The 15747-nt window shown below is 63.7% G+C and carries 14 protein-coding genes and 1 pseudogene; 9 read left to right on the top strand and 6 right to left on the bottom strand.

All coding sequences use genetic code 11. The features are described from left to right. The first annotated feature begins 242 nt into the window (after positions 1-242). Positions 243-473, top strand: coding sequence for a hypothetical protein (locus ACVMIH_RS11350; RefSeq protein ID WP_456785216.1), 231 nt, complete (start codon positions 243-245; stop codon positions 471-473). Between the two features lie 109 nt (positions 474-582). On the opposite strand, the gene ACVMIH_RS11355 is transcribed toward ACVMIH_RS11350, so the two are convergent. Together ACVMIH_RS11355 and ACVMIH_RS11360 are read right to left on the bottom strand one after the other, a co-directional pair. Continuing rightward, complete coding sequence (locus tag ACVMIH_RS11355; protein ID WP_016843397.1) at positions 583-810, bottom strand: hypothetical protein; 228 nt, start codon at positions 808-810, stop codon at positions 583-585. Between the two features lie 63 nt (positions 811-873). Next, complete coding sequence (locus ACVMIH_RS11360) at positions 874-1170, bottom strand: hypothetical protein (protein ID WP_028339395.1); 297 nt, start codon at positions 1168-1170, stop codon at positions 874-876. A gap of 340 nt (positions 1171-1510) precedes the next feature. Here ACVMIH_RS11360 and ACVMIH_RS11365 point away from each other — a divergent pair, with 340 nt between their 5' ends. The 4 genes from ACVMIH_RS11365 (at position 1511) to ACVMIH_RS11380 (ending at position 4879) form a co-directional block, all read left to right on the top strand. Further along, on the top strand, positions 1511-1906 hold the full coding sequence (locus ACVMIH_RS11365) for an NUDIX hydrolase (RefSeq protein WP_026192922.1): 396 nt from the start codon (positions 1511-1513) through the stop codon (positions 1904-1906). Between the two features lie 143 nt (positions 1907-2049). After that, positions 2050-2199: a hypothetical protein gene (locus ACVMIH_RS11370; protein ID WP_158074226.1), complete on the top strand. Its 150-nt coding sequence runs from the start codon at positions 2050-2052 to the stop codon at positions 2197-2199. Positions 2200-3025: 826 nt separating this feature from the next. Beyond that, positions 3026-4339, top strand: coding sequence for a chloride channel protein (locus ACVMIH_RS11375; protein WP_057019609.1), 1314 nt, complete (start codon positions 3026-3028; stop codon positions 4337-4339). A gap of 339 nt (positions 4340-4678) precedes the next feature. After that, positions 4679-4879 carry a hypothetical protein gene (locus ACVMIH_RS11380; protein ID WP_057019610.1) on the top strand — a complete coding sequence of 67 codons (201 nt, stop codon included), beginning with the start codon at positions 4679-4681 and terminating at the stop codon, positions 4877-4879. Between the two features lie 72 nt (positions 4880-4951). Here the strand turns inward: ACVMIH_RS11380 and ACVMIH_RS11385 are convergent, their stop codons facing one another. The 3 genes from ACVMIH_RS11385 to ACVMIH_RS11395 form a co-directional block, all read right to left on the bottom strand. Beyond that, a complete protein-coding gene (locus ACVMIH_RS11385) occupies positions 4952-6142 on the bottom strand; it encodes an adenylate/guanylate cyclase domain-containing protein (protein ID WP_076831515.1) in 1191 nt (396 codons plus the stop codon). A 310-nt stretch (positions 6143-6452) separates the two neighbouring features. Beyond that, positions 6453-7697 carry a metal-dependent hydrolase family protein gene (locus tag ACVMIH_RS11390; protein ID WP_057019612.1) on the bottom strand — a complete coding sequence of 415 codons (1245 nt, stop codon included), beginning with the start codon at positions 7695-7697 and terminating at the stop codon, positions 6453-6455. 33 nt (positions 7698-7730) lie between these two features. After that, entirely contained in the window at positions 7731-9086 is a 1356-nt protein-coding gene (locus tag ACVMIH_RS11395) for an MFS transporter (protein WP_057019613.1), read from the bottom strand. Between the two features lie 118 nt (positions 9087-9204). On the opposite strand from ACVMIH_RS11395, the gene ACVMIH_RS11400 reads away from it, so the two are divergent. Together ACVMIH_RS11400 and ACVMIH_RS11405 are read left to right on the top strand one after the other, a co-directional pair. After that, complete coding sequence (locus ACVMIH_RS11400; protein WP_057019614.1) at positions 9205-10131, top strand: LysR family transcriptional regulator; 927 nt, start codon at positions 9205-9207, stop codon at positions 10129-10131. A 164-nt stretch (positions 10132-10295) separates the two neighbouring features. Then, on the top strand, positions 10296-11156 hold the full coding sequence (locus ACVMIH_RS11405) for a sterol desaturase family protein (protein ID WP_245311717.1): 861 nt from the start codon (positions 10296-10298) through the stop codon (positions 11154-11156). Positions 11157-11196: 40 nt separating this feature from the next. Here ACVMIH_RS11405 and ACVMIH_RS11410 read toward each other — a convergent pair whose 3' ends face one another. Next, positions 11197-12267 carry a glycosyltransferase family 87 protein gene (locus tag ACVMIH_RS11410; RefSeq protein WP_456861716.1) on the bottom strand — a complete coding sequence of 357 codons (1071 nt, stop codon included), beginning with the start codon at positions 12265-12267 and terminating at the stop codon, positions 11197-11199. Between the two features lie 1098 nt (positions 12268-13365). On the opposite strand from ACVMIH_RS11410, the gene ACVMIH_RS11415 reads away from it, so the two are divergent. Next, entirely contained in the window at positions 13366-14898 is a 1533-nt protein-coding gene (locus tag ACVMIH_RS11415) for an integrase arm-type DNA-binding domain-containing protein (RefSeq protein WP_456861718.1), read from the top strand. Positions 14899-15089: 191 nt separating this feature from the next. After that, positions 15090-15725, top strand: a pseudogene (gene tnpC / locus ACVMIH_RS11420) (IS66 family transposase); the annotation flags it as partial. Positions 15726-15747: the final 22 nt, after the last annotated feature.

Raw genomic sequence — 15747 nt, forward strand, 5'->3', positions numbered from 1 at the left:
TCGGACCGTCACGATATGTCGCTGGCAGCGGATTGGCCATCCCGCCCGCCTCAGGCAGGCCGGGACATTTGGCCCCTGCGCCCGGAAGGCGTCACGCGCCGGGCATGACGACGAACACGGCGTGCGTGACGATGCGGATCGCGCATGAGACCCGCGAAATCCGGTGGTGAACGGCGTGCGATGTAGTAGGTTCTCGGCGGGGACGGCGGCCCCGCTGTCCTCCAACTTGGGAGGCGATGGCTATGATGAAGACCCTGTCACTTCTAGCGGTCCTGCCCTTTATCGGCGTCCTGTCGATGTCGACGAGCCACGCCGCATCCACATGCTCGACCAGCAATTTCGGCATCTCTGCAGTACCGTGCGGGAAGCGGTATGCGGTCAGCTACGAAGCCTGCCGGAAATACGTGATCGAGCATGGCGCATCGCCCGCCGAATCCTGGTGGTACTGCAGCAGTCAAGGCTACGCGAAATAGTCGGCACTTCCTGAGCGAGGCTTTTATTTCCTGAGCGAGGCTTTTCGCCGCCGCGGACAGCGCGTCGAGCTGCCGCGACGTCGAACACGCGTGCCTGCCGGTCAGCATGTTAAGGCACGTCGCCTCTTCTCACTGGACCGACGGTCTGCGGCCGGTTGAGGAAGAACTCGCGATTGCCGAGCGCGGCCTCCGCATACTGGTCGATCGCCACGATGATCGCCTGCACGTGGTGAAAGCACCAGCCTTCCCGCGTCGCCATGTGCCGGACCTCGGCCAGCGCCTTGATCCAGGGCGCGTGGTCATCGCTGTCGTGGAAATACCGAAGCGGCTCTCTCATCTTTTCCTCCGGCACATCACGTCTTGCAGCTCGGCGCACAGCCGCCGCATCCCGGGCGCGCCGTCATGCACGCGCTTCGCCGGCGGCCAGCTCTCGCTTCGCCGGGCGAATGAAGGCCGGCGTCGCGGCGCGACGGCGCGGTGCAACGCTCGCATGCACGATGATCGGATCGCGGTCGCCCAGGACCTCCCGCTCCTCGACCAGGCGGCTCATGACCAGCCGCATCTTCAGGAGATCCCCGGCGACGAAGGCGCAGTCCTCATCGCGGTTGATCTGCTGGCGCATGATGGCTTCGGCCTCGAGCATGCTGACGCGCAGCGCCCTGATCTGCCTGCGAATTTCGCTGATGCGGTTGTCCATGGCGTCCTCCAATTCCCGGTGGAGGGCAATTAGAACAAAACAAGAACATTGAGTCAAGCAGCGAAAGCCGTCCGTCATGGGTATCGTTATCACGACGCAACCGGGTGAGTTGCAGTCACCGGCCGTAACAGCTTTCACGAATTCAACGTGAGGTACCGGACATCAAGCGAGATCAAGAAGCCGCGGCCGACCGCGCGCGGCGAGGATCGCAGCCGTCAAAGACAAACGGCCGACATACGACTGTGGAACAATGCGGCATCGAACTTGTCTACACAAATAGACAAGTTAAAATGGGTCGATTCTATTTCGATCATTGCGCAGCAAATGCCCAAGTACTCCAATGCCCAAGTCCTCCAAGCTGGTAGCCGCGAAGCGCGGCAAGGTTCTTCTGGTTAGACGCCGATCTGACGGGCTGTGGATGTTCCCCGGCGGGCGCAGGCGCGCGCGCGAGACCGGGAAGGATTGCCTCAAGCGCGAGATCAAGGAGGAGCTGCCGAAGCTCAAGCTCGGCAGGCTTAGCCTGTGGAAGGAAGTGACCGCCAGGAACAAGCGTTCTGGCCGCAGGATGAGCGACGCGATCTTCATCGCCAAGAACGCCAAGGGCCGACTGGCGATCGGCGACAAGAAGGAGATCGACCGCGCCGCCTGGCAGAAGCCGCGGGGCCTTCGCCTGACGCCGACCTCCCGCTACATCCGCGACCGGCTGTTTCCGAGAAAGCAGCGCCGCCGGAGATAGGCGGCGGGACCATCGCTGCTTGAATGCGCCGCGCATCCACCCCAAAGAAACGGCCCCAGCGAGGGGGGTACAAGCTGGGGCCGCGAGTTTACCTTGATCGTCCAGGCGCTGCCGGCAGGGACAGCACCGAACCTGTGACAATCATGCTCCGCCGCGTCGGTTCCTGGACGGCGCGCCTGGACGCGATCCCGGAAGGATGGGCCGTGAGCCTCATGCAGCGGCAGCTCACGGCCGAGCACATCTCGATGCTCAACATGATGCTTGGCGAAGCGCGGCGACATGGGATGTCCTGATTCCCCAAGGCGAATGTCCTGATGGGTGCGGCACCCTCTCTGGTGCCCCATCATGATCGTCGGATACGCATCCGCAGACCAAGAGTTCCACCGCAGGAACACCGTACTGATCCGGATTTCTGGACAGATAGGACGGTCGTAATACCAACCCTGCCGGCGTTACCGTTCTTTGCAGAGCATTTGCAGAAAAGGGCCGCCGATGCGACGGCCCTTTTCGATTCAGCGCCCCATGTCTTCGCGCGGCAATGATCCCGGTGACGCACCCAAATCGGTACCAGGCAAAGAACGAGGCCGCCAACCGGCGGCCTCCTTGTTGAGTGGCCCCAGCAACCTATGGGGGCCTGGGAGGGCAGGCGCTGGGGCCGTCTACCGGCCCGGTTGGCGCGGTCGGGCCAGGTGGGCTTCCATCAAATGAACAGAGCAACGGCAACCATTGCGATTGGGCAAAGTCCCAATACGACGATGCCCGCTCGAACAATCACTTCGGACATGACATGCGCCCTTCAATGGGGCGATCAAAATACGCCGCAGCGGAAGCCGCGCAAAGTGCAGTTTGTGCCAGATTTTCCGCGTCCCTCAACCATGCGTCACGGCGGGAAAGTACGCGCCAAGGCGGAGTCGTTCAGACACCAAAACTCACGCGCGAGCCTCCCGGAGATCGCCGAAGATTGAGGCCTCAGGCGGTATCGCGGATTTCGGCCCTGGAGTTTGGCGGCTGCGCCGGCACACCGTGCTGATTTCTTCAGCTTCGCATACCGCCGACGCGTGCTAGGAATGACGTGATCCGCTGCGTATCGGACCACGACATGAGCCAGAACTCGTCAGAATGACCTTCCCCTCCAACCGCCAGAGGCGGCTGTTCAGACTGGTCTCCGCGCGTTGGCAGCGCCGCGCCCTGTTCTTGCTGGGCGGCATTGCGGTCGGCGCGGCGGCCGTCGCGCTGGCACAGCTCGCCGATCTGGCGCAGATCGCGTTCGGCGCGGTGGTATCCCGTTTCCATTATGCCTCGCTGGTGCTCACGCCGGCCGGGTTCGCGCTGTCGGTGTTTCTGACCAACCGCTTCTTTCAGAACGCGCAAGGCAGCGGAATCCCGCAGGCGATCGCCGCACGCCATCTGACCGACCAGACCGCGCGCGAAAGCCTGGTTTCGCTGCGCGTTGCCGCCGGCAAGATCCTGCTGACTCTGTTCGGCCTGTTGTGTGGCGCGTCGGTCGGGCGCGAGGGACCGACGGTGCAGATCGGCGCCTCGATCATGTTTGCGCTCGGCCGCTTCTCGCCGCGGCGCCAGCCCGGCCTGATCCTTGCCGGCGCGGCCGCTGGTGTCGCGGCCGCTTTCAACACCCCGCTGGCCGGGATCGTGTTCGGCATCGAGGAAATGAGCCGTGCCTTCGAGACGAGAACCAGCAGCCTGATCATCGGCGCGGTGATCGCCGCCGGCCTGACCTCGCTCGCGCTGATGGGCAACTATACGTATTTCGGCACCAGCGCGACGGCCCTGCGCAACGGCACCGACTGGCTCGCGGTCCCGCTCTGCGGCGTTGCCGGAGGTCTTGCGGGCGGCCTGTTCAGTCGCATCCTGATCACAATGGCACGCGGGTTTGCCAATCCGGTCGGAAGCGCGATCAAGCGCTATCCAGTCGGTTTTGCCGCAATCTGCGGATTAGCGGCTGCGATTTGCGGAATTGCGTCCGACGGCGCGATCTATGGCACGGGATATCAGCAGGTCAAATCCGCGCTCGAAGCCGGCGCACAATTGCCGGCGAGCTTCAGCGTCTGGAAATTCCTCGCGACCACGTTCGCCTCGATCAGCGGCATGCCGGGCGGCATCTTCGCGCCCTCGCTCGCGGTCGGTGCCGGGCTCGGCTCCAACATCGCGCCGCTGTTTCACGGCGCGCCGCTGTCGGCCATCATGCTGCTCGGCATGGTCTCCTATTTCGCCGGCGTAGTTCAGGCACCGATCACCGCCTTCGTGATCGTCACCGAGATGACCGACAATCACGCGATGGTCGTGCCCTTGATGACCGCGGCCCTGATTGCGCACGCGAGCTCGCGCCTGATCTGCAAGGAAGGCGTCTATCACGCCCTCGCCAAGGGCTTCGTTGAGCGCGCTGCGCCGGCGCAGAAGATCACCTCGATCTGAATTCCCGGCACCAAGGGAAAACGGCCCCGGCATCTCGCGTTGCCGGGGCCGTCCTATTCCCATGCTCACGGCGAACCGCCGGTGTCGATAATCAGGGCGGACCCTCTGGGCCTTGAAAAATTTCCTTAATGAAAAAGCCTGCCCAGCATCCGAAGATTCGCGCGATCCGGCGTTTCGGAAAATAACGGGTGTGAATCCAGCTTGAATAAATTTCGTCTGGAACAAACGGAATGTTTCAGTGACTCTTCATGCGTGAACGCCAGTTCCGGGTTCCTCGGGGAGCGGACTTGTCGCGGCGACGTTGGTCTATGGGCAATCCCTGAGAAAGGGGGAAGCACCATGGTCGAGAACGTCATGACCAACGCCGGCTATTGGCGGGATCGAGCCGCCAAGACACGTGCCAAGGCGGAGTTGTTCAGATACCAAAACTCACGTGCGAATCTTCTGAAGATCGCCGAAGAGTACGATCGTCTGGCCAACTATGCCGAGCAGCAATTACTGCGCGCACCGAGAGTAAACCTGTCCGGCCGATCTCCTTAACGGCAGGAGCCTTTGGACATTGGGCCGTCTTAGCCGGTGCGTGCGCCGCACGTCACGCTGGCCAATCGAGCCTCAGCCCCGATAGGCAAACAGCTCGATCGGCTCGCTGAAACCGCGCACCAAATGCTCGCCGACATGCTCGAGCGCGAAATCGTGCGAGACCAGATCGGCGAAGGCGCGCGACAGCAGCACGTTTCGTCCCAACTGCTTGGTCAGAGCCTCGAGCCGCGAGGCCATGTTCACCGCGGGGCCGATCACCGTGAAGTCGAGCCGGCTGCGCGATCCGATATTGCCGTACATGACGTCGCCGACATGGACGCCGATGCCGTAATTCATCGGCGCCCGGCCCATCATGCTGTTCTTTTCGCTCAGCGCCGCCATCGCCTGCCGCGCCTCGGACACCGCGTGCAGCAGGTTGGCGCAGGCCCTGGGATCGCTGAGCGGGAAAATCGCAAGCAGACCGTCGCCGATGAATTTCAGGATTTCCCCGCCGTGCCGCGCAATCGGCTCCGACATCGCGTCGAAATAGTCGTTGAGGAGATCGATGACATCGTCGCGCGGCCAGGAGTCCGAGATCCGGGTGAAGTCCCTGAGGTCGCAGATCATGATCGCGGCGCGGACCGTGGTGCCGCTGCCCCGCCGCGTCGCACCCGCCAGGATCATCTCGCCAGCATGGGTGCCGACATAGGTCTCGAGCAGCGTCCGCGCCAGGCGGTTCTTCATCCGGATTTCGCTGACCAGCGCCAGCACCGGCAGCACCTTGCGCAGCTCGGCGATGTCAGCGTCATCGAAACCGCCGGACCGGTCGGTCGCGAAGGTCACGACATGCCGCTTGCCGAGCGTATGCAGCAGCGGCCACGCCACATAGTCGGTCAGGCCTTGCGCGCGCATCTCGTCAAAGAGCGCATGCGTGCGGCCAGGCGCCCGTTCGAGCCGCTCGCGCACTTCGCCAGCGCCCTGGTGGATTTCGTAGACCGGGCTGCCGATATATTCCGAGCGCTCCCTGACCTCGTAGTCGACCCGCGTGATCTCGGCCTCGCGCTTGCCGTCGCCCCAGATGATCCGGGCGCCGAGCCATTGCGGATGCTGGATCAGCAGATTCATCGTCGCCCGCTTGAGCGGGATGCCCCTGCCCTGCAACCGGATGCAAAGCTCGGCGAAGATATTGTCGATGAAGCGCTCGTCGCGGGTCTCGTTGGTCAGCCAGGCCACCACGTCGCCGCCAGACTGCGGCGTGACGGACTCGATGTTGGGGGCGTTCATGGCTTGCTCCGGAGCGGCAGGTGGGATCGGCACGCGATATGTCGTGCTTCTGCCCGGCAACGTCAACGCCACCAGCGGTAACGTGATCGGGCGTACCGGTGGTCAGGGCTCTGAATGCCCGCCCTGTCCTGCACTGCGCGTGGTGTGGTGAGGACGGACGCACTGCCAAAATATCGAAAACAACCCCATGCAAAGGTGCCGGCGGACACGGCAACTGTCCGGCGACACCGCAACTTGACTCGTCGGGCAAATCAGCGGTACGATTCCATTATTCAGAAATCGTATCGATTCAGCCTACCCCCTTCCCGCCCTAACCGTCCAGCCGGTCGACCTCGGCCTTGCCGGCCTTCATCACCAGCCGGATGTGCTCGCCTTGGCCGAGCAGGCAACCCACGTCGCGCAGCGGGTTGCCCTCGACTACCAGCAGGTCGGCGAACGCCTCCGGCGCGATGCGGCCGAGCTTGCCTTCCATGCCGAGCACCTCGGCGCCGATGATGGTCGCGCTGGCGATCACTGCCTGCGGGCCGATCAGCTCGGCGCGGATCCGGAACTCGTCGCTCTGCAGCCGCTGCGACGGTCCGAGCAGATCGGTGCCAAATCCCATCTTGACCCCGGCCTCGCGGTAGATCGCGAGCGAGCGCAGCCCGGCGTCGCGAACGTCGGCGATCTTGGCGACGCTCGCCGCAGGCAGGCCGTACTTCGCGCCCTCATTGGCCAGCGCCTCATAGGTGACCAGGGTCGGCACCACATAGGCGCCCTGCTCGGCCATCAACCGCGCGGTCGGAAGGTCGATCAGATTGCCGTGCTCGATGGTGCGCACGCCGCAGCGTATTGCCCGCTCGATCGCCTCCGCCGTGTAGGCATGCGCCAGCACATAGGTGTGCCGCGCTCTCGCCTCCGCGACGATGGCGCGGATCTCGTCCTCGGAATAGCCGTAGGCGCCGATCGGATCGGTCGGCGACGCAACGCCGCCGGACGCCATGATCTTGATCTGGTCGGCGCCCATCTGCAGCTCCTCGCGCACCGCCTTGCGCACCGCATCGACGCCGTCGACGACGCGCGCGATGGCGCCGACCCGCACGCAGCAGGAGCAGGTCGGGTCGGCCAGATAGTCCGAGCGGGCGCGCCCGTCGCCGTGGCCGCCGGTCTGGCTGAGCGCGCGGCCGGAGACGAACAGCCGCGGGCCATCAGTGAGACCGGTGTCGATCGCCTGCTTCAGCGCATAGCCGGCGCCGCCGGCATCGCGCACGGTGGTGAAGCCGCGCTTCAGCATGCCGCGCAACAGCATGGTCGAGCGCAGCGTCACCAGCACGTTGGCCATCCGCGCCTGCTGCGACAAATCGAGCTCGACCGCGACCGCATGGACATGCAGGTCGATCAGGCCGGGCATCAGCGTCTTGCCCTTGAGGTCGATGACCCGATCGGCGGAAGCCTCGATCGGCCGGTCCGACACCTCCTTGATCAGGCGGTCCTCGACCAGCACGTGGTGTCCCTCAAGCAGATCGGAGCGCAGCGGATCGAGCAGCGCGGCATTCTTGAAGAGGATGGTGGACATGAAAGGTCTCCTGTCAGCGCGTAGCTCGTATGATCACGCGGCTTCGCTTGCGATGTCTTCCAGCGACCGGCCGCGCGTCGGCACGCCCATCAGCACGACGGTCAGCGCGCCAATCAGGAGAACGGACGTGGTGACGCCGAACACACCGGCAAAGCCGAAATTCGGATAGAGGTAGCCGACCAGGATCGGCGCTGCGATCGCGCCGATCCGGCCGATCGCGGATGCGAGCCCCGCCCCCGTGGTCCGGATCGATGTCGGAAACACTTCGGCCGTGTAGGCATAGACGCCGGCATAGGTGCCGTTCATGAAGAACGACAGCAGCAGGCCGGCCGCCATGATCTCCGCATCGCTCTTGGCAAAGGCGAGCCCGAGCGCGCTGGCGCCGCCGAGCAGCATATAGGTCGCAATCGTCGCCTGCCGTCCGATCCGCTCATTGAAAAAAGCGGCGGTGAAATAGCCCGGCACCTGCGCGCAATACATCGCGAGCGAATAGCCAAAACTCTTGGTGATGCTCATGCCGTTCTGCACCAGCAGGCCGGGAATCCAGACGAAGAAGGAATAGTAGCTGAAGGTGATCGACAGCCACATGATCCAGGTCATGGTGGTGATGCGCGCCTGCCGGCCGGCGAGCAGCGCGGCAAAATTGCTCACCAGCGTTCCCGACGAGGCGACTGGCGCGGCTGGCTCGGCTACCGCCGGCGGCAGCGCGCGGCCCTCGCGCGCGAAGCCGGCCTCGATCCGGTCGAGCACCGCTTCGGCCTCCTTCGCCCTGCCCCGGCTTTCCAGCCAGCGCGGCGATTCCGGCAGCGATCTCCGCCACCACAGCAGCATCACGACCGGTATAGCCGTGATGACGAGCACGATGCGCCAGCCGTTCTCATAGGCGGGCACGATGAAATAGCCGAGCAAGGCGGCGGCGACGAAGCCGAACGAGAAGAAGCCCGCCAGCGCGCCGGTGAAGGCGCCGCGGTAACGCCGCGCCACGAACTCGGCGAGGTAAGGCGCGATGATCGCGCTCTCCGCGCCGGTGCCCATGCCGGCGACGACGCGGGCGGCAAAGAACGCCGGCCAGCTATCCACCGCCGCGCTGACCAGCGAGGCCGCGCTGTAGAGCGCGAGCGCCGACATCATCACCGCGCGGCGGCCGATCAGGTCGCCCAGCGTCCCCGCGAGCAGCGCGCCGAACAGATAACCGACGAAGGTGCTGCTGCCGAGCACGCCGGTCTCCACATTGGTCAGCCCCCAGGCGGTGCGGAGCACCGGCAGGATGAACGCCAGCACGGCGGCATCCATCGCGTCAAAGAGATAGCCGAGGCCGCCCATCAGCAGCAGGTGCACGTGGAATCGCGCGAACGGCAGGCGCTCGATGCGCGCCGAGATCATCGACATGAAAGTCCCCCCTCGCCCCGCGGCGGCACGCGCCACAGGGGCAGCCGGGGAATGATAGACAAACCAATATTATCCGAATAATTTATAATCGTTATCTGGCACATCACCCTTGTGAATATTGCTCGTGTCCTTCCGCACGCTCGACCTCAACCTGCTGAAAGTCTTCGAGGCGCTGATGACCGAGGGCAGCGTCACGCGCGCCGCCAGCGCGCTGACCATGACGCAGCCCGCGGTCAGCAACGCGCTCGCGCGGCTGCGCGACGCGCTGGGCGATCCCCTGTTCGTGCGCAGCTCGAGCGGGATCCGCCCGACGCAGCGCGCCGTGGCGCTGTGGCAGCCGATCGGCGATGCCCTTGAACATGTCCGCCACGCCCTCGATGAGGACGCCTTCGATCCGCGACAGACCCAGGCCGAATTCATCCTGTCGATGTCCGACTACGTGGCCTCGCTGGTGATGCCGCGGCTGCTCAACCGCTTCAGTGAAGTGGCGCCGTCCGCGCGCATCCACACCGTGCCCAACACCATCCTGGAGATCGGCGACCGGCTCGAGGACAACCGCGTCGATTGCGTGCTGAGCGTCTATGTCAACGAGGCGCAGCAGCCGCCGGCCGTGATCCGCTCACGCTCGCTGTGGACCGTCGAATATGCCTGCATGATGCGGCGGGACCATCCGCTGGCCAGGCAGAAGCGGCTCAACACGCGGAGCTTCCTTGCCGCCAAGCATGTCGATGTCAGCCTCGCCGGCAAGACGCTGCCGACCTACGACCAGTTTCTCGCCTCGCGCGGGCTGTCGCGCAATCTGGTCGCGACCGTCAACCACTACAATGCCGCCTACGAGATCGTGCGCCAGTCCGACCTGATCGCCGTGCTGCCGCGCGATCTCAGCGCCCAGTCCCGCCACGCGCCCCATCTGCACGCCATGCCGGTGCCACTGCCGGCGCCGCCGCGCATCGTCAGCCTGTTCTGGCACCAGCGCAACGACACCGTCCCCGCGCAACGCTGGCTGCGCGAGACGCTGGTGGAGATGTTCGCAAGGATGGAGTGACGCGGTGGGATTGGGGCATGCGGACGAACCCGGCTCCCGGACACCGGTGATCCCCGTAGCGGCACGGGATGCTGATTAACGCTCCCACAACCCGGGTTTGGTTTCCGATTGACGGCATCGGGGACCGGGGTGGTAGGCTGTCGCCATTTCATGTGGCCATTTGAATGCGCGAGTTATTGGAACAATATCAGCTTTTGCTGGCGCCCTTGATCTTCGTGCCGTTCGAGCAACTCTTTGCAGCGAGGCAGCAGAAGATCTTCAGGCGTGGTCTTTCGACCGATATGGCCTTCCTGTTTCTCAACGGCTGGCTGGTGTTCGTCGGCGTGACCGCGATCATCGCACTGGCGACGCTGGTCAATCAATCGATCCTGCCCTCGGCCGTCAAGCAGGCGGTCAGCGATCTCCCGTATTGGGCTCAGGCGCCCATCGCGATCGTGATCGGGGATCTCGGCGTCTACTGGACCCACCGCATCCTGCATGTCGTGCCCGCCATGTGGCGCATCCATGCCGTTCATCACGCCGTCGAAGAGCTGGACTGGCTCGCCGCGATCCACCAGCACCCGCTTGACGTGACCTTCATGAAGGTTGGTTCGCTGTTTCCGCTGTTCGCGCTCGGTTTCTCCGCGGAGGCGATCGGGACCTATCTTGCGATCTACTACTGGCAGTCCTGGCTCGCGCACGCCAACGTGCGCCTGGGCTACGGCCCGCTACGCCACGTCCTGGTATCGCCGGAGTTTCATCACTGGCACCACAGCAGCGAGCAGGAAGCCAGGGACAAGAACTACGCCGGGCTGTTCTCGTTCTACGATGTGCTGTTCGGCAGCCTCTATCTTCCGGAAGGGCAGAAGCCGACGGCATTCGGCGTCGATCATCCGATGCCCACGAGATACCTGGCGCTTTTGGCCTATCCATTTTTCGCCTGGGCCTCGATGCTCAAGCGCGACGATCCGTCGGGCACCAGGCGCCCGGTTGGCGCGGAGGCTGTGCCCGGCACGGCAACGCCGCCGGCGCACCAGGACGGCTGATCGTGATGATCTTCGCCGCGGACTGTTCGCGATCAGGACACTAGCCTCCAACGGTTGCAGATTTTCGCAATCCCTCGCCTGTAGCTGTCTCGCCGGCCTCTTGCCGGTATCTCGTCCAGATCAGCGCGATCACGGTTGCGCACATCATGGGGCCGAGAGGCGTGCGCACGAACGGGAAAGCGTATCCCAATACGAAGACGACGCTGACAGCGATCCGGAAGGCGCTTCGACCCGAACGCGACGCGAGGCGGCCCGCGCTGGCGTTCATGAGAAACACCAGCGCGACCATCAGGACCGGCATATCGTAGATCGCGAAGTAAGGTGAAATCAGCGGCGTTGCCGCCAGCAGGCTTGCGGCCTTTACTGCGAAGCTGACATGGCCGCGCCACAGGATCAGCACCCCGATCGCGACGACCGATGCGATGGCGACGTGGACCGCCATCGCCAAACCGTAGCCGAGGCCGGCGTCTCTCAAGAGCCCATAGATACTCTGAAGTTTGTACCACGGCAGCGCGCCGCTGAGGTGGAATTGCGTCGTGGCGAAGGTGGCGGCGGCGCGGAATCCATCGAAGGTATCCCAACCGAAGATCAGCCCGGCGAGCAGCAGGAGGACCGGAATCGCCAGGGCGGCGGTGATGACGACGCGCCAACGTCCGGTGGCGATCAGCACGAAGGGAAGCAGCACGCCATACTGAGGTTTGAAGATGAGCAGCGCGATCAGGATTCCACTGAGAAGCGGACGCCTGTCCAATGTCAGCAGGATGCCGCCGAGCAGCGATGCGGCGAGCAGTGCGCTTTGGCCGGAAATGAAGTCGTAGAATACTGGCGGAGCAGCGAGTGCCAGCAGCAGCGCGGCGGAGCGCGGCCGGATGGCATGAACGACGAGCAGCCAGCAAGACAGCTTCGCTGCGCTCCAGACCCAGAACGCGATCGGAAACGGCAGCAGCGCCAGCGGCGCCACAACCAGGAAAAACACCGGCGGATAAAAGAACGGAACCGGTACCTGATCGTAAGGATACGGAGCGTGATTGAGGGATTGCAGCCGGAGAACAAGTTGCTGATGCAGCTGCTCCCAATCGTAGGCCGCCGCCGCATGGCCTTCGAGCGCCATCGCGCCCGCGCCCCAGAAACATGAAAAATCGATTCCGGCCTGGCCGCCACCACCGACAAATGCCGGTATCGAAACCAGGATCGAGACCCCGAGCAAGACAGCGCAGGCAACCATCAGCGCCGGGTCATCTCCTGCAGAAGCGTCCCAGTGCAAAATTTTCTTCATATCCTCTGAAACGGCTCAATCATGAAATGGCGCAATCTACCATTGCACTCGCGGGCCGAGCAACGGAACGCCGGCGGCGGCTGGAGCTGTTTGCGCGGATAGGGTGAAGAAGCGGGTGTCGAATGGATGAGCGGGCTGTGGCCTAGCTTCGCTCACGTCGCTACGATGGAGTTTTCCGGGCTTGCCGAGCCGTGGGTCGCGAAGCGCCTCATGCCTCGCCGATACAGCCCGCCGTCGCCCTTCGGGCTATGGCGTGGCAGCCTTCGCTCACTTCGCTACGATGGAATTTTCCCGGCCTGCCGAGCCGTGGGTCGCGAAGCGCCTCATGCCTCGCCGATACAGCCCGCCGTCGCCCTTCGGGCTATGGCGTGGCAGCCTTCACTCACGTCGCTACGATGGAGTTTTCCCGGCCTGCCGGGCCGTAGCTCGCGAAGCGACTCATGCCTCGCCGATACAGCCCGCCGTCGCCCTTCGGGCTATGGCGTGGCAGCCTTCGCTCACTTCGCTACGATGGAGTTTTCCCGGCCTGCTGAGCCGTGTGTCGCGAAGCGCCTCATGCCTCGCCGAGCCGTCGCCCTTCGGGCTATGGCGTGGCAGCCTTCACTCACTTCGCTACGATGGAGTTTTCCCGGCCTGCCGAGCCGTAGCTCGCGAAGCGAGCGAAGGCTGGTGGGGGAGGCAGGACTCGAACCTGCGAAGCCATGAGGCGGCTGATTTACAGTTACCCTGGGTCATGGAAATCAGCTTCTCCAAACACAAGGATTGGGAAGTGATCCGCAGTTAGCTTCCCAAGGATTCCAAAGACTTAACCTAGAATCAGCTCCCTCCCGCGCTATCGTTGGGCCTCATCTTGACTCCGGGTCAGGTTGGACATTCTTTGACCCAGGACTGACCCAGCTTGCGAACAAAGCTGCTCTTGACCCGGAACGAAAAGTGCCAGAGTTGCTCAGCCTCAAGACCGTGCGAACCGCTCTGCGCCATCAGCGCGAGGGCAAGGAGCGGTATGACAAGACGGACTCGAAGAGCCACGGATTACAGCTGCGTGTGAAGCCTACGACGGTCCGTTGGTCGGTGCGGGTCATGCTGCATGGCAACCAAAAGCGCTATGACCTCGGTCTCGTCGTAGAGGGTGCTGAGAGCATTGGGGGCCTGTCGCTGGACGATGCCCGCGCACTGGCAAACACCGTCAGCGAAATGGCCCGCAAGGGCCAAAACCCCGCCAATTTTCTCGCCGCCCGTGCCGCCGGCCTATCCGTCGAAACCTACCTAAAGCATGAGGCGGCGCGTCCAAAGCCCTCCTGGACGTGGCAGAAGGCCAAGAAGGAGTTTTTGGCCGACGTAGAGCGCGCAAATCGCGAAGCCACACACCGGGACTATTGCAAGAAGCTGCAACCCCGTGAGCTGTCGCGCTTCGACGACCGCATGGTCAATACCATCACACGGAACGAGATGGCCGCGGCCATCGCTGAGGTCCACGCGCGCGGAGCCGAATCCATGTCGGAGGGCATGGTCCGGGTAATCAAACGTTTTTGGAATTGGCTTGCTGAAGCCGTACGCCAAGACCAAACGAACGTGGAAGATGCCAGAATGGCTAAGCTGCAAGCCCCTCTGCGGACTCGCATCGAAGTTGGGGAAGAAGCATTCGATCCGGAAGACGAGCAAGGCGACGCACCACCCGAGATCGAGATCGGGCGAGCTCTCGTTATGGCACGACAAAGCTATTTTCCCGAGCGCATCTGCCTTGGCATTGAGCTGATGATCGGAACGTGCCAGCGCCGGCGCGCGATCACGGGCGCCCATAGAATGCGTTTCCGGAAGTATCAGGAGGTGCTCGGCGAAGAGGCATGGTACGTGCCACCCTATTTCCGAAAGAGCGGAACGAAGCGCGGCAAGCGCTCCCATCTTGTCCCTTGTATTGGATTCGCAGCTCGTGCCGTCGATCGTCTGGATCGTCTTTCAGATTTTGAGGGCAGCGAAGGTTGGCTGTTTCCCGCGGCGACGCGCACGAAGTCGAACCGACGACATGCGGAGGCTGGCCTCTTCAACGACTACTTTTCATGCATGCCTGGCGTCAGCTTCTCTCCCCATGCCGCTCGGTACGCGCTCGCTACTTACGGAGAACGCGATCTTGGATTCAGGCGTAGGGAAGCGTCGCTCATTCTGGACCACCTCGAGGGAATCGAACCCAACGACGTGACTGGCCAGTTTTACTCCTCCGACCCACAGATTGGACGAAAACGCGAAATGATGCGGGCATGGATCGACTGGTGCGACAGCTGGGCTGCTCGCGCAATCGCAGAGGATCCGCTGCTATTGGATCGCGATCATATGCTCGAAGAGATATTCCGGAAACGTTACGGCGACGAGAGACTGGAGCGGCGTATCAAATTCCGAGAAAAGCGAGGTTGGCCGCTGTGGGTATCTCCTGGCGACGCACCAGACGATCTACTGCGGGCGGCCGAATGAGTGCTGTCCAATGCCGACGTCAACGCGGCGAAGAAGCGTATCCGTCCGGTGAAGGCCGCCTTGCCGAATGAGGCGTATTGTTGAGAACTGTCCTTATGGACAGTGATAGGCGCAGTGCCCAAGTCGAACGGCTCGAAGTAGTGGATACAGGCCGGCGGCGGCGCTGGCAGATGGACGCCTACGGTGATCCCCATCGCTTCGGGCGTGCGGGTGCAGGGCCCAAGCTGCTGGCCCATGTCCTGTTCGCCAAGTACGGCCTGCACCTGCCGCTTCATCGTCAGAGCGACGTCTACCAGCGTGAAGGCATCGACCTCGACGTATCGACGCTCGCGGACTGGGTAGGTGCCTCCGCGGCAACCCTGATGCCTCTGGTCGATGCGATCCGGAGCCACATCTTCGCCGCCGAGCGCATCCACGCGGATGACACCACGGTGCCGGTCCTGGCCAAGGGCAAGACCCGGACCGGCCGGCTCTGGACTTACGTGCGCGACGACCGTCCGTTTGCCGGCCCAGATCCGCCGGCGGCCGTGTTCTTCTACTCGCCCGATCGTGGCGGTGCACATCCGGAGCAGCATCTGGCCGGCTATGCCGGACTGATGCAGGCCGACGCCTACGCCGGTTTCGGCAGGCTCTACGAGGCCAATCGCAAGGACGGCCCGATCATCGAGGCCGCGTGCTGGGCGCACGGCAGACGAAAGTTCTTTGATCTCACGCGGCTCAGCAAGGCGCCGATCGCGGCCGAGGCGATCAAGCGCATCGATGTCCTGTTCGCCATTGAACGTGAGATCAACGGTCTTGCTCCACAGGAGCGCCTGTGCGTCAGGAGGTATCCATTCGGCGTAGGCCGCA

This window comes from Bradyrhizobium sp. USDA 4503, assembly GCF_054055815.1.

Excerpts from the sequence above, each read along its gene's own strand:
- ACVMIH_RS11395 (WP_057019613.1), bottom strand. The coding sequence starts at position 9,086 with ATGTCGATGATCTCGGCGCGCATCGAGCGCCTGCCGTTCGCGCGATTC.
- ACVMIH_RS11360 (WP_028339395.1), bottom strand. The coding sequence starts at position 1,170 with ATGGACAACCGCATCAGCGAAATTCGCAGGCAGATCAGGGCGCTGCGC.
- ACVMIH_RS11385 (WP_076831515.1), bottom strand. The coding sequence starts at position 6,142 with ATGAACGCCCCCAACATCGAGTCCGTCACGCCGCAGTCTGGCGGCGAC.
- ACVMIH_RS11365 (WP_026192922.1), top strand. The coding sequence starts at position 1,511 with ATGCCCAAGTCCTCCAAGCTGGTAGCCGCGAAGCGCGGCAAGGTTCTT.
- ACVMIH_RS11380 (WP_057019610.1), top strand. The coding sequence starts at position 4,679 with ATGGTCGAGAACGTCATGACCAACGCCGGCTATTGGCGGGATCGAGCC.
- ACVMIH_RS11405 (WP_245311717.1), top strand. The coding sequence starts at position 10,296 with ATGCGCGAGTTATTGGAACAATATCAGCTTTTGCTGGCGCCCTTGATC.
- ACVMIH_RS11375 (WP_057019609.1), top strand. The coding sequence starts at position 3,026 with ATGACCTTCCCCTCCAACCGCCAGAGGCGGCTGTTCAGACTGGTCTCC.
- ACVMIH_RS11390 (WP_057019612.1), bottom strand. The coding sequence starts at position 7,697 with ATGTCCACCATCCTCTTCAAGAATGCCGCGCTGCTCGATCCGCTGCGC.
- ACVMIH_RS11410 (WP_456861716.1), bottom strand. The coding sequence starts at position 12,267 with ATGGCGCTCGAAGGCCATGCGGCGGCGGCCTACGATTGGGAGCAGCTG.
- ACVMIH_RS11355 (WP_016843397.1), bottom strand. The coding sequence starts at position 810 with ATGAGAGAGCCGCTTCGGTATTTCCACGACAGCGATGACCACGCGCCC.
- ACVMIH_RS11350 (WP_456785216.1), top strand. The coding sequence starts at position 243 with ATGATGAAGACCCTGTCACTTCTAGCGGTCCTGCCCTTTATCGGCGTC.
- ACVMIH_RS11370 (WP_158074226.1), top strand. The coding sequence starts at position 2,050 with ATGCTCCGCCGCGTCGGTTCCTGGACGGCGCGCCTGGACGCGATCCCG.